Below are 13,233 nucleotides of genomic sequence, written 5' to 3' on the forward strand. Positions count from 1 at the left end.
GGGCGAGGTGAGTCGGTGCCGGCTCGTCGAAGGCGCGAGGTCCGGCGTGACGGCGCGGGCCGACAGCGGCGGTTCGGAGGACCGTCTCCCGACTCGCTGGCGGTCGCTACAACTCCCCGTAACGCTCGCCGTCAAGCTCTTCGGGATCAGGACCGAGCCAATACAGCACGCCATCGTCAGGGCCATCTGGCGGGAATCTGACTCCGATGTCCCATACGGCTCCCACCGGTGTGTCAGGTGGTGTGAGTCCGTGAGTTTCGCGAGCGTACCGGGCCAGCTCCTTGGACGACAGTGTGTCCTCCCGCAGCCAGAGGTCAGCCAACACGTCGGGGCTGGCGTCGATTCGTTTGTTCAACATTGTGAGATCGCTTCTCCTGTTCCCACGATTCGCAATCGGCTGGGGATCGGGTCTCTCTTGGAGACGATGTGCGCGTAGACGATGACATCGCGCGGGACGATCCGAGCGATGTTCTCATCACACCGGCGCGGATCCGGAGTGTGTGGTGGGTCTGGCGTACGACGCCCACATGGAGCGATGTTCATGTACAAGGCAAACGGCCCTGCGTGCCCCTCCTTCACGGCTTCACGGATCATCATCGCAGCATCCCGTTCCGCATGCCAGGTTGTCGTATAGTCCTCGCTTGATCGCCAGGGCTCCTTCAACTCATCACACGGTGGCGCCGTCCCCTTCTGGTGGGGCTGAATTGGTTCGCCCGTCATCCGCCGTCCGTTCCGATCGAAGAGATGGCCCCGTGCGCTCGTCTTGTTCGGATCGGCGTTGCTCGGCGGCCAACCGATGCGCCGCATCTCGGCTTCCGCGTCCCGATGTGGCCGCTTTGGGTTGAAGTCTGGCAACGGTGGTGCCCACCGGTCCGAGAGTGGCGTGGGTGGGGAGGGCCCGCCTCCGTCGCCCGTGAGGGCCGGCCCTGACGCCCCCGCGTGGAGTCGGGTTGTCCAAGCCGACACCTCGGACAGTTTGGAATCCACTTGAGACTGTAGTCGGCTCGCCTCATCGAGTGCGTCTTGGATGATCGCCAGTAGGGCGAGTTTGTCGTCGCCGCCGGACAGTTGGAACGCGCCGTCCGCGGACTCGGCTGCGGATTTCGCGGCAACGATCGTCGCCGTCAAGTCACGCGATCGCGTCGCGGCCGCGGACACGGCCGTCGACAGCTCCTCGGCTGCGCTGGACAATCGAAGCTCCTCTGTGGCTTCAGCCGTCGGTCGTCAGCTACCGCCGACTGTCGGTACAGGTCGATCGGGGAGGGTCATGAAAGCCATGGGTTGACATGTTCGACGCGTGGTCGCGCGCCGATCACATGCTCTATTTAAGACGACGCGCCTCTCGTCGCGTTATGCGGTCGGCCATTCACTCCAGTGCGATCGAGTGGGGCGGTGTGTGGTCTCGTCCGTTGGTGAGATCACGTGGATTCCGCCGCGGCGTGCGGGTCGTCGCGGTCAGGAGGTGCGTCGGGCGTTGTCGTCCTCGCCTCAGTCGGGTGGCCGCGGACTTTCGGCTTGGTGGGGCGGTGGACGTGTCGAAACCATTCTGCGGCAACGGAAACGAAGACCCACCAAGCCGCAGAATACGACCACCACACGGGCGTAGCGAATCACTCCCGACCCACTGTGCCCGGGTTTCCCGGCTTGGTGGGTCTCCCCTCCTGCCCGGTGGTTCGCGTTGCGGCCCCGTACACCGCCCCACCAAGCCGAAGAGATCGCGCCGGAAGCGCGATGTTCTGTCGATCGACGGCGCGTACGGCGGCATGGTCGCCGAGGGTGCGCCACGGGAACCGATATTTATCAAGCTGTGATCTACCGATCAGTTTCGATGGAAACCGCGCTTCGCTAGGCTGCTCTGCACACAAGCCGGACGCCCCCTCTTTGCTCACCCCCGGCCCCTACCGGCGCCCGGCGGGAAGGTCACGCATGGGCGTGGGAGCCGAAGTCGTGGACTTGACGAAGTCCTTCGGCGATCAGACGGTGTGGTCGAACGTTTCCCTCACCGTCCCCGCCGGCGACATAACAGTCCTGTTGGGACCATCGGGCACCGGAAAGTCCGTGTTCCTGAAGACCCTCATCGGGTTGCTGCGCCCCGACCGCGGCCGCGTCTACATCGACGGCCAGGAACTGACCGCCATGAACGAGCGCGACCTCTACGCGATCCGGCAGCGCTGCGGCGTCCTGTTCCAGGACGGCGCCCTGTTCGGGTCGATGACGGTGTACGACAACATCGCGTTCCCGCTGCGGGAGCACACGAGGAAGACCGAGAAGGAGATCCGCCGGATCGTCGGCGAACGCCTCGAACTCGTCGGGATGAGCGGCGACGAGGACAAACTCCCGTCCGAGATCTCCGGCGGCATGCGCAAACGCGCGGGGCTCGCGCGGGCGCTCGTCATGGACCCGGAGCTGATCCTCTGCGACGAACCGGATTCCGGCCTCGACCCGGTGCGGACGGCGTTCCTCGGCAAGCTCATCGCCGAACTGAACGCCGAGACCGGCGCGACCTTCCTCATCGTCACGCACGACATCAACACCGCCCGGACCCTGCCGGACCACATCGGCATGCTCTACAAGGGTGAGCTGATCGCCTTCGCGCCGCGCGCCGAGATCCTCGAATCCGAGGAACCCGTCGTCAAGCAGTTCCTCAACGCCTCTCTGGACGGACCGATCGGCATGGCCGAGGAGAAGGACGCCGAGGACCCGCTCGCGCACGCCGGGGCCGCCCCGTGAGAGCCCTGGCGACCGTCGGCGAGTTCGCCGGATTCTGCGCCAAGACGGCGAAGGCGTTGCCGCGTCGCCCCTTTCAGTGGAGTGAACTCGTCAAGCAGGCGTGGTTCATCGCGAGCGTGTCGATCCTGCCCGCGGCCCTCGTCGCGATCCCGTTCGGAGCGGTCATCGCGCTGCAACTCGGCTCACTGTCCAAACAGATCGGAGCGGAGTCCTTCGCGGGCGCCGCGAGCGTTCTCGCCGTCGTCCGCGAGGCAGGTCCGATCGTGACGGCGCTGATCATCGCGGGCGCGGGCGGCTCCGCGATGTGCGCCGACCTCGGCTCCCGCAAGATCCGCGAAGAACTCGACGCGATGGAGACCCTTGGCGTGGATCCGGTCCAGCGCCTCGTCGTCCCGCGCGTCATCGCGGGCGCGCTCGTCGGCTTCCTCCTCAACGGCGTCGTGTCCAGTGTGGGCATCGCCGGTGGGTACCTGTTCAACGTCTTCATGCAGGACGGCACGCCCGGCTCGTACCTCGCGAGTTTCGCCGCGCTGGGTCAGGTCGCCGACCTCGTCAGCGCGCAGGCGCGGGCCTTCGTCTTCGGGATCATCGCCGCGCTCATCGCCTGCTACCTCGGCATGAACGCCAAAGGCGGACCGAAAGGCGTCGGCCAGGCCGTCAACACCTCCGTCGTGGTGTCGTTCATGGTGCTGTTCGCCGTGAACTTCGTGATGGTCGCGCTGTACTTCCAGATCATTCCGCAGAAGGGGTCGTGACGACGTGTTGACGGCTCTCGGAACGCAGATGCTGTTCTACCTCAAGGCGATCGCGTGGATGCCGAAGGCGTCCGTGCGGTACCGGCGCGAGATCGCGCGACTCCTCGGCGAGGTCTCCTTCGGCGTCGGAGGACTCACCGTCGTCGGCGGCACCATCGGCGTCGTCGTGTTCCTGACGTTCTTCACCGGCACCGAGGTCGGTCTCCAGGGCTACCAGGCCCTCAACCAGGTCGGAACCTCCGCGTTCACCGGCTTCATCTCCGCGTACTTCAACACCCGCGAGATCGCCCCGCTCGTCGCCGGCATCGCCCTGTCGGCGACCGTCGGAGCGGGCTTCACGGCCCAGCTCGGCGCGATGCGCGTCAACGAGGAGGTCGACGCGCTCGAAGTCATGGGCGTCCGGTCCCTCCCGTACCTCGTCACGACGCGAATGGTCGCCGGTCTACTCGCGATCGTCCCGCTGTACGTGCTGGCGCTGCTGTCCAGCTACGTCGCCACGCGCGGCGTCGCGATCTTCTACTTCGGTCAATCGCCCGGAACATACGATCACTACTTCGGACAGTTCCTTGTGGCCAGCGACGTCTGGTGGTCCTTCGGCAAGGTCGTGGCCTTCTCGATCATGGTCATCGGAATCCACTGCTTCTACGGGTACTACGCCTCCGGCGGCCCCGCCGGCGTCGGCGTAGCGGTCGGACGTGCCGTCCGCACCGCTATCGTGACAGTCAATATTGTCGATTTCCTTGTGTCGCTTGCCGTGTGGGGCGCGACGACCACCGTTCGGATTGTGGGTTGAGATGGCGCGAAACGGACTCCCCCGACCCTTCACAGTGGAACGCCTCGCCGGGCTCGGCTTCATCGTCGTGCTGACGGCGCTCGTCGGCGTCTGCGTCGCGTCGTACGCGAAACTATTCACCCCGATCGTGCCCGTCACCCTCGTCGCCGACTCCGCCGGACTACAGATGTCGACACACGCCGACGTCAAACTCCACGGCGTCCTCGTCGGTGAGGTCCGCTCCGTCGAACAGAGCCGCGAAGGCGCCGTCCTGACCCTCGCGCTCGACCCAGCCGACGCCGCGACGATCCCCGCCGACGTCACCGCCCGCCTCCTCCCGAAGACCGTCTTCGGCGAGAAATACGTCGAACTGCGCCCGCCCGCCACCGACTCGGCCCGCCCGATCGCGCCCGGCGCCGTCATCCGCGTCGACGCCTCCGACGAGGCCGTCGAACTCGAAGAAGTCCTCGACGGCGCCCTCCCGCTGCTGCGCGCCGTCCCGCCCGAGAAACTCGCCGTCACACTGACCTCCATCGCCACGGCGCTCGACGGACGCGGCGACGAACTCGGCGAGACGATGGTCGCGCTCGGCGAATACGTGCGCGCGCTCAACGCCGAGATGCCGACGATCGAAGCCGACCTGGAGAAGCTGGCGACCGTCCTCGACAACTACCGGGGCGCGCTGCCCGATCTGATCGCGATTCTCGAGAACCTCACCGTCACCAACGAGACGATCGTCGACCAGGAGGCCGAACTGAAGGCACTGTGGATGTCCACATATGACTTCAGTGACGAGACGAAGATCTTCCTCGACCGCTACCAGGGCCGCCTGATCCAGTTCGGCGAGGTCACCCAGCCCGTCATCGAACTGCTCGCCGCATACGCCCCCGAGTACCCGTGCGTCTTCGAAGGATTGACGACTCTCGAACCGCGTATCGAGGACACCTTCGCCACCGGGCGCCTCCACATCACCCTGGAGATCACTCGCGACAACGGCAAGTACCAGCCCGGCGACGAACCCGAGTGGCTCAGCTCGTACGGCCCGGACTGCCGGGGCCTGCCCGCACCGAACACGCCCGGCCCGGAACGCCACTTCGGCAACGGATACGACTACGACTCGTCCCGCGTCAACCTGCCGATCGAGATCCCCGGTCTGACGGGCTTCCTCACCGAAACGCCCGCCGACGAGTCCGCGACGGTCCCCGGCGACGACACCGGCGCGATCATCCCGTTCGACCCGCGCATGGGCTACGCCGGAACCGAGGAGGAGAAGGACACGATCAACCCGATCGTCGCGTCCGTGACGGGCGACGACGTCACGGACTTCGAGGACTTCGCGGCGCTCCTCTGGGGCCCCATCCTCCGAGGCATGACGGTCTCCATGTCCTGACCCCGATCGGCCACCCGCCCTGCTTGAGCTGGGTGGTCAGGGCCGCCTTCGCTTGTTGGCCGCAGACTTTCGGCTTGGTGGGGCGGTGTATGGACTGGTGCCTTTCTGCGGGGACGGTGGTTGAGACCCACCAAGCCGGGGGACCGGGCCACCCAACACGCCTGGCAGGCCCTTCTACACTGGTGCACCAAAGTGGAGTTGTCACGGATTGGTAGCATCCAATTTCCATGCATATCGATTGATCGATCAAGGGGTACTCATGGCCGAGGACATTGGAGACGGTCTCGGAGGCGGTGGTTTCGAGGATTGCGGCCTTCTCGAGATGGCGGAACAACTGCGCCTTGTCGCAACGGAGCGCCTGATCCTGGAGGCCGGTGCGTTCAACCACGTGGCCTACCAGGACTCGCAGACCCTGTATCAGGAGCTCAAAGCCGCCGCCGAGGGCAACGAACTCGCCGAGGCCACCGTTTCCTGGGGTGACGGGGGAACCATCGTCGAGACGTATCAGGTGGGTCCCGACGCGTCCAGATCCCACGTCTACTACCCAAGCGATTGCGCGGCGTACAAGGAGGTCTGGGATACCACGGCCTGGATCACCGCGAAGTACACGTACTTCGACGACCTGTTGCGCTCCAAGAACCTGTCAGGTCCGCTCGATCAGATGGCCAACCTCCGCACAATGTTCAATGTGGAGTATGCGGTTGATCAGATGCGATTGACTGTCGACGGCAACCTCCCCGAGGTCAGCATCGCGGGGGTTGACGATGAGAATGACGCGACCCTGGACTGGAACAGCCTCACGGGCGGTTCTGACAGGTTGCTCGCCGGATGGGAAGGCAGTGGGGCCGAGGCCTTCCAGATCAACTACGCGAGCCGCTTCGATACGTTCCTGGCGGGCCAGGCCGGCCTGATCGCGATCCTGTACGAGAGCCTCGGAATCGCTTGCAGTGCTTACGAAGCGGGCTATAAGGACGCCGTCAAAGTCCTCGATCAGGCCTTCATCGCCTTCGAGGGCGAATCCGATTTCGACATCGATCTCGGCACCGTGTTCACGGTCTTCGCCGCAGCGGCCACCATCACCGCCGGGATACTGACCGCCGTCCCAACGGGGGGAGCGTCTCTCGGGGCGATGACCGCGTGGATGGCGGGTGTTTCGATCGCGGGTGGAGTCGCCAGCCTCGGGCCGACCATCGTGGATGCCATCGAGGGATCCGACTCCGACAAGCCCTTGGAGATTTCGGGCGCCACCGCCGTCGAAGTGCTCAACAGCCTCAAGAAGGCCGCGGATCGCGTCCAAAACGCCGTGGAGAGCGTCGAGCGGGAGACCGCGCGTTGGTTGGGGGACTTCATGTCCCAACTGAACGAGACCTCGGGATGGACACCACACAGACGATCGGCGCCCGCGTCGGTCCGAAACGCGTACTTCCAGCCGCTACGGCCGGCCCTTTACGACACCGCCGTCGACCAGGTCGGCAAGGGTGACGGGGGCCTGACCGCCGCCGAACGCACCGAGCTTCTCCAGGCCGCGTTCCGCGACAAGGCCCTCGGTACGACGACCGCCAGTAGTAAGAACCTGATTCAAGGCGAAGAGGGGGACCTGCGTGACCTCGCGACATACTTGTCCGTAACGGCCGATCACTATGGAACACTCGCGGGCGGGCTGGAAGCAGCTGAGGATGTCCAGAGTGGGTTCAGTAGCAGTGCACTCGGAGACAGCTCCGGTCAGTACGCCGGACTGGGTGCATCCTCATCTCGGCTTTATCCACAATGGCGTGACTTTCATTCCATGACGCTGAATATCTTCACGGAGAGCGCCGACTATCTCTCCGTCATCGCCACGTTCATCGGCCTGACCGCCGACGCGATGGATCAGACCGACTGGGACAACATGGAGAAGCTGTGGAGGGCAGGAAATGACTGAGCGGCTGCCTGAAGAGAGCGACCAGGATCCCGCCGAGAACGCGCCCCGGAGCTCCCTGCGGTGGTTTCCCGTGGCCATGGCCGTGCTTGGCCTCGTTGTCTCGGCCGGCGTCGTGTTGTTCGCGCTCAGTGACGAAGTGGACGCACCGAGTCCCGAACAGTCCCCGGGCAGTCAGCTCCCGAACGAGCCTGTCGAGGCGCCGACCGATGGAGGCATCGAGATCGTCGACTCGGGGTTCACTGGCCACACGGAGATTGACGGCGACATCTGGGTTACATATGGCGTCGTCATCGCGAACACCAGCGATCTGGTCGCCCACAATGTCCGAGTCAAGGTCTCAATCGCTGGTTTCGATGATGGCAACATCGACATGAGCCAGTTTGAGGGCGCCGTTGGAACGACCGCGCTGACACCGGGACAGCGTCATGCTGAAGGAGGAAGTCTGCTTCTGGAGCCGAATGAACGGGTGTCAGAGGCCCTGACGGATGGCAAGCTTCGCTTGGACCTAAGCGTCGACGAGACTGAATGGTGGCCGATCGAGAATCGGATGTACCAGTTCGGGGTGGTCACGGCGACAGCCATCAAGGCTCATTTCCCGGAACAGAATGAGAATGATCGAAACCGGAATGGCGAGGACCTCGCCGACCACATCACCTTCACAACCTCATCCACTTTCGAATCGCCGGTGGGAGTATCGGTGTCCGGCGTCTTCCGAGACAACAGTGGCGCCATCATCGGCGGTTTCGACGACAGACACCTCTCCGAGATCGCTGACATCGATGACTCGGGTGATCCCCGGATCGGCCCCCAGCCAACCTTCGAGGATGACGCCTTGATTCCACCTCGAGGTGAGGACGGCCAGCTCGGCATATCGATGAGCGACTTGGGGTGGAATGCCGCCGTCGAAGCTCTCATCCGGAAAGATGCATTTCCCGATCCAGCCGTCGAATTGTCCTTTTCGGTATTTGACCAGCTCTGTTCGGAAACGCGCTGTGCCTGGGAGGAAGACGACTGATGGCCAGGCTCGGCCCGTTGTTGGACGGTATGGACATAGTGGCCGTTTCGGGCGACGGGCGCCTCGCCGTCCGCCTTCGCGGTCGACGGTCGGTGTCGATGGCCTTCTCGGGCAACGCTTTTCAGGATTACCGGGATGCCGGGTCGCTGGCGGGTCAACTCTCCGGAGCCCTGACGGAGTTGATGTCGAAGCGCCGGGCGACGGTGATCGCCGCGATGGAACGGGTTTCGGGGCAGACGGTCGAAGATGGACCGCATTGGGACGCTCGCCGTCGTCGGTTTCGCGAGGAGCGCGATGCGCTTGTCGCGGCCGGGCTCTCGGATGACGGCCTGATAGATATCGAGACGGTTGGCCTGCGCGACTGGGATGTTGACGTCGAGCCCTATGCCTTGAGCCGACTCACCGCGTCGGGGTTCACCGGGTCGTTCGCTTCGGCGATGACTGATCTGTGGCAGAACCACACGGTGGTCCTGACCGAACTCAAGATCGCCCACGATGGCCAGTGGTGAGCCACGTCGGGGTGCATGGCCTTAGACCGTCGGCAACGATCAAGCGACCGCATTCGGTGACGGCAGTCTTCGACTCGACCACGCGGCGTAGGGACGGGCGGCTTCGTCCGGTTTTGCCGGGTGGCCAACGACTTCCGACTCGACGGCGCGACACCGACAGACGGTCCTGGCCGTCTTTGCCTGGTGGCCGCAGACTTTCGGCTTGACGGCCCCCACTGACAGATGGTCCTGGCCGGTTCTGCCTGCTGGCCACAGACTTTCGGCTCGACGACCCGCACTGACAGACGGTCCTGGCCGTTTTCGCCGGGTGGCCGCAGACTTTCGGCTTGGTGGGGCGATGTGCGGACTGGCGCCTTTCTGCGGGGACGGTGGCTGAGACCCACCAAGCCGGGGGACCGGGCCACTGACTCGCAGTAGGAATCGCAGCCCTTGGGTGGTCACCTTCTGCGGCTTGGTGGGTCTCCCCTCCTGCCCAACACACGCGTCACAGTCCCGTACGCCCGCCCCACCAAGCCGTAACTCTCGGGCCATCTGGCCTCAACGGAAATCGCTGTCGGGCAGGGAAGGCGTGCCCGACGGGCACTGGTCGAGCCCAAAGAGGACCACCTACCTGACCCAACCTCCCCTTCGGCTTGGTGCGGCGACACACCACAGGCTTCCGAGTCCGGTTTGCCAGGTGCCCACAGACTTTCGGCTTGGTGGGGCGGTGTACGGACTGGGGCCTTTCTGCGGTGGCGGTGGGTGAGACCCACCAAGCCGGGGGACCGGGCCACCGACTCAATGGAAGAAACCGGCCAACCTCGAAGCTCCTGGGTGGTCACCTTTTCCGGCTTGGTGGGTCTCCCTTCCTGTTCGGCGTCCGCGTCGCAGTCGCGTACGCCCGCCCCACCAAGCCGTAACTCTCGGGCCACCCGGCCCCCAAACGGGCAATCACCGGCAGGCAAGAAGGCGTGCTCGAAGGGCACTCGTTGATTTGAAGTGACCACTGCGCCGCCGAGGCCGGGCCAACGTCGGTCGTCCGTCTGGAAGGGACCGGTGGGCGCGTGGGTGAAAAAGTTCGTGCCGATGTGGGCGGTGGTGCTTGACATCGGCTACACACCATGCGCTACGGTTTCGGAGTGGCCGTCACACTGCGTAACGCGGGTGCCGTCACTTCACAAGAGTTCCACTTCCTACCTCCATGAACGGAGGTCGGAGGTGGCGACATAGAACGACCGGAGCGGCCTCCAGCCTGGACAGCTTGTCCGCTCCGGTCTCACAAGAAAGGAGGTTCCCGTCATGGACGGTAACCGACCCTCTGCTGCACCCATTGTGCCAGCCGGGTGACAACCCGGCTACCCCATACCGCACGCGTCCACGAGTCTCGATTCCTCTGACTGTGTGACCTGCGGTGATACCGACCCACCTGCGCGACAGTGCTTAAGGCTCGGGTCGGTCTTGACCTCGCGCGTCCACGCAGCGGACAAGCGAGGCTCCCCGGTGGTGTTGAGAGGGCCAAGCGCCCGCGACCCCGGTTCGTCCTCCCCGCGCACGTCAACGTGGCGGAGCCTGCCTGGCCGCGACCCACCACAACGGACACACGCGACGAGCCCGTCAACGCGCGTGCCCTCTCAACCCACCACCATCGACCGTCCGTTAGGGATGACACGACGGTCGTCCAGCACGTCCTCTATGGGGGTTCAATCGTCATGCCCATTTACGATCAACACTGCCCAACCGCTCCGACCGATCGGCGCGCGGTTCACGCCGGAGATTCGCGTCGGTTCACGCCCGCCGTTTCCCTGCCGCCCAACGAAGCCACGATCGACGCCCCGCAGTCGGTCGGTGGCGCCGTCCACGCGGGTGCCACACGAGTCGATGCCGATCCGGTCCGGTCGCTCGGCCTGTTCAAACTCGGACATCGACTCATCGCCATCACCTATGTGGGAGAAGGGAAAGCGGTCCTCGACCTCCTGGGCACCGGTGGTGGTGTCGCGTTCCCGGTCGGGACGGTCACCGGCATCGACACGGCCGTCCCGCTCCTGTTCGCGCACCCCACCCAGAGGGGCTGGGCGTCCGAGCCCGCGAACGCGTGGTTCCTGACCCGCACCACCGTGGACCGCCACCGCGCGACACCCGTCCGCACCTCGATCACCGACGGTGGACCCGTCCCCGCACGGCCCCACGGCGACAGCACCGCGCCGGACGTAGACCTTCCCGGGTACCTCACCGATGGCGGCCATCCTTTTCCACCAACGGATCCCGACCCGACTCCAGCGGCCGGGCATCCCCGCGCCGGACGAACGGGGGTGTCGGCGTGACGACGCTCGTATGGTCGGTGGATTACGACCCCGCACCCGTTGATCCGATATCCGAGCGGCGGGATCGCGTCGATGGTGGAGGCGGATTCCCCATGTCCGCAACCATTCCCACGGCACGGTCGACCTCCGCACCGGTGCGCGGTGCTCGCGTCGGCGATGGAGCCGAGTTGCGGACGCCCGCAGCCGTTCCCGAATCGGATTCGACGCCCGTCCTCGTGTCCGGCGATCGCGTCGGCGATGGAGCCGAGCGACATGGGTCCGAACCCGGACCGGAGCGGGATCTCCATCGGGAACGTCTTGCGCGTGAACTCGAACGCGATGCGGCGCGGAAGATCCGGCAGGCTCGGTATCGGCTTCCCGAACCCTCGCCGTCGGGGACGGAGTGGGATCGGTTGGGCTGGCGGGAGCGTGTGCTCAACGCTCATCGCGATCGTGTCGACGCGGCGCTGGCCGAGCGGCGGGAGCGCGAGCGGACACCGCCGCTCGTCTTGCGGCCCAACGCAAGTGGCGCAGCAAGTTCTCGCGGCACTGGCTGGATGGCCGGTGCGAGTTCGGAATCCGATTCGGTGGAGCGGCGCAATCGTGATCACTGGCGTGATCTCGCTCGTCGGATTCTCGATCGGTGCCCGCCGGATGATGGCGCGTTCGACTGGTGGGGTGTCGAACCCGAACCCGAGGCCCCTCCGAAACCCGATTCGGGACCCGAGGTTGCACCTTCGTCGGCGTTTCCGTTCACGTACCGCAGACCGGAAGCGGTTCGCGCGGTCGGACGAGCTTCTGTCCACTTTTCGTCGGTCGTCGGTTCCCGGACGCGAGTTGGAACCGCGGGTCGAACCGATACGCGAAGCAATGGCGCGACCGGGGCGCGAACCGAGCCTCTGGTCGATCCTCCGGGCGTGCCTCGCGTCGAACCGGGAACCGTAGGTAGAGCTGGTTCGCGAAGGCAGGACCGAAGCGAAGTCGGCGCGGAATCGCAGTCTGGATCCGAGTTCGAGGTTGATGTGGCGGGGTCACCCCTACCGTCGGCTCCGGTGCCGGTTCCGTTTCATTACTCGACTGTGCATGTTCCGAGGTGGAGTGTGTTGCGTCGGGTGTTGTTGTGGTTGTTCGGTCCTCGTCTCTCGGTGAGGCCGTTGTGGTGGGCGAAGACGTGTCGGGAGTGTCGGACGGAGTGGCCGTGTCGGCCGCTCGTTCGTGACCTGCACGATCAGTATCCGACGCTCGATTTGTTCGACACGAGTCGGCGTGACGCCGAACTGGAGCGCCTGTCCCACGAACGGCACCGACCGGACGTGTCGTCGTCGGGTCGGCGCGGTCGGCGTGGACGTCGCCCGATCCGGCGTCTCGCGTCGGCACACACACTCTGACCTGACCCTCCCCCGTTGAAGGGTTCCGGTNGNGGNNGGTGGGGCCGCCACCGGAACCCCTCCTCGCCTTTGTCCGGTTTCTCCGCTTGGTTGGTTAAAAGTTCCGCTTGGTTGGGCAAATGTCGGAATTAGGCGTGTTTTCGCAATTTGCCCAACCAAGCGAGCAATTTAACCAACCAAGCGGAACACGGAGGGCACTCGTCGAACTCAGGGCGCCCAAACGCCTGACCTGCCTATTCTTCGGCTTGGTGGGGCGATGCACGGACAGGCACCTCTCTGCTGTGTCGGTGGTCGAGACCCACCAAGCCGGGGACCGGGCCACCGACTCGCAGGAACAAACCGACCCGGGGGCTTGCGGTCTGGTCGTGGTCGTCTTCCGCGGCTTGGTGGGTCTCCGTTGCCGTCACCGCAGAAAGGCGTGGTCACGTACGCCCGCCCCACCAAGCCGAAAAGTCCCGGGCCGCCCCACCAGGC

Annotated in this window: 10 protein-coding genes; 8 read left to right on the forward strand and 2 right to left on the reverse strand. The window is 65.2% G+C overall.

Annotated elements, in window-relative coordinates:
• Positions 1–106: 106 nt before the first annotated feature.
• Entirely contained in the window at positions 107–358 is a 252-nt protein-coding gene (locus ACM9NP_RS15665) for a hypothetical protein (protein WP_415647435.1), read from the reverse strand.
• A complete protein-coding gene (locus ACM9NP_RS15670; protein WP_415647436.1) occupies positions 352–807 on the reverse strand; it encodes a DddA-like double-stranded DNA deaminase toxin in 456 nt (151 codons plus the stop codon). The genes ACM9NP_RS15665 and ACM9NP_RS15670 overlap by 7 nt, the downstream gene beginning before the upstream one ends.
• A 1,119-nt stretch (positions 808–1,926) precedes the next feature.
• Here ACM9NP_RS15670 and ACM9NP_RS15675 point away from each other — a divergent pair.
• The 8 genes from ACM9NP_RS15675 (at position 1,927) to ACM9NP_RS15710 (ending at position 11,392) form a co-directional block, all read left to right on the forward strand.
• Complete coding sequence (locus ACM9NP_RS15675) at positions 1,927–2,730, forward strand: ABC transporter ATP-binding protein (RefSeq protein ID WP_415647437.1); 804 nt, start codon at positions 1,927–1,929, stop codon at positions 2,728–2,730.
• 5 nt (positions 2,731–2,735) lie between these two features.
• On the forward strand, positions 2,736–3,485 hold the full coding sequence (locus ACM9NP_RS15680) for an MlaE family ABC transporter permease (RefSeq protein WP_415647445.1): 750 nt from the start codon (positions 2,736–2,738) through the stop codon (positions 3,483–3,485).
• Positions 3,486–3,513: 28 nt separating this feature from the next.
• A complete protein-coding gene (locus ACM9NP_RS15685; protein ID WP_415647446.1) occupies positions 3,514–4,278 on the forward strand; it encodes an ABC transporter permease in 765 nt (254 codons plus the stop codon).
• Between the two features lies 1 nt (position 4,279).
• The gene (locus ACM9NP_RS15690) at positions 4,280–5,647 is read left to right on the forward strand and encodes an MCE family protein (protein WP_415647438.1); all 1,368 of its coding nucleotides are present in this window, start codon (positions 4,280–4,282) and stop codon (positions 5,645–5,647) included.
• Between the two features lie 259 nt (positions 5,648–5,906).
• Positions 5,907–7,568, forward strand: a complete 1,662-nt coding sequence (locus ACM9NP_RS15695) for a hypothetical protein (RefSeq protein ID WP_415647439.1) — start codon at positions 5,907–5,909, stop codon at positions 7,566–7,568.
• Positions 7,561–8,583 carry a hypothetical protein gene (locus ACM9NP_RS15700; RefSeq protein ID WP_415647440.1) on the forward strand — a complete coding sequence of 341 codons (1,023 nt, stop codon included), beginning with the start codon at positions 7,561–7,563 and terminating at the stop codon, positions 8,581–8,583. Before ACM9NP_RS15695 ends, ACM9NP_RS15700 begins: the two co-directional genes overlap by 8 nt.
• A gap of 98 nt (positions 8,584–8,681) precedes the next feature.
• Complete coding sequence (locus ACM9NP_RS15705) at positions 8,682–9,092, forward strand: hypothetical protein (RefSeq protein ID WP_415647441.1); 411 nt, start codon at positions 8,682–8,684, stop codon at positions 9,090–9,092.
• 1,688 nt (positions 9,093–10,780) lie between these two features.
• On the forward strand, positions 10,781–11,392 hold the full coding sequence (locus tag ACM9NP_RS15710) for a hypothetical protein (protein WP_415647442.1): 612 nt from the start codon (positions 10,781–10,783) through the stop codon (positions 11,390–11,392).
• Positions 11,393–13,233: the final 1,841 nt, after the last annotated feature.

The sequence above is a fragment of the Stackebrandtia soli genome, assembly GCF_965137155.1.
In the GTDB taxonomy this organism is placed as follows: Bacteria; Actinomycetota; Actinomycetes; order Mycobacteriales; family Micromonosporaceae; genus Stackebrandtia; species Stackebrandtia soli.

Bases quoted from the DNA above. Each gene is read 5' to 3' on its own strand.
- ACM9NP_RS15705 (WP_415647441.1), top strand. From the start codon at position 8,682: ATGGCCTTCTCGGGCAACGCTTTTCAGGATTACCGGGATGCCGGGTCG.
- ACM9NP_RS15710 (WP_415647442.1), top strand. From the start codon at position 10,781: ATGCCCATTTACGATCAACACTGCCCAACCGCTCCGACCGATCGGCGC.
- ACM9NP_RS15670 (WP_415647436.1), bottom strand. From the start codon at position 807: ATGCGGCGCATCGGTTGGCCGCCGAGCAACGCCGATCCGAACAAGACG.
- ACM9NP_RS15675 (WP_415647437.1), top strand. From the start codon at position 1,927: ATGGGCGTGGGAGCCGAAGTCGTGGACTTGACGAAGTCCTTCGGCGAT.
- ACM9NP_RS15685 (WP_415647446.1), top strand. From the start codon at position 3,514: ATGCTGTTCTACCTCAAGGCGATCGCGTGGATGCCGAAGGCGTCCGTG.
- ACM9NP_RS15700 (WP_415647440.1), top strand. From the start codon at position 7,561: ATGACTGAGCGGCTGCCTGAAGAGAGCGACCAGGATCCCGCCGAGAAC.
- ACM9NP_RS15695 (WP_415647439.1), top strand. From the start codon at position 5,907: ATGGCCGAGGACATTGGAGACGGTCTCGGAGGCGGTGGTTTCGAGGAT.
- ACM9NP_RS15690 (WP_415647438.1), top strand. From the start codon at position 4,280: ATGGCGCGAAACGGACTCCCCCGACCCTTCACAGTGGAACGCCTCGCC.
- ACM9NP_RS15665 (WP_415647435.1), bottom strand. From the start codon at position 358: ATGTTGAACAAACGAATCGACGCCAGCCCCGACGTGTTGGCTGACCTC.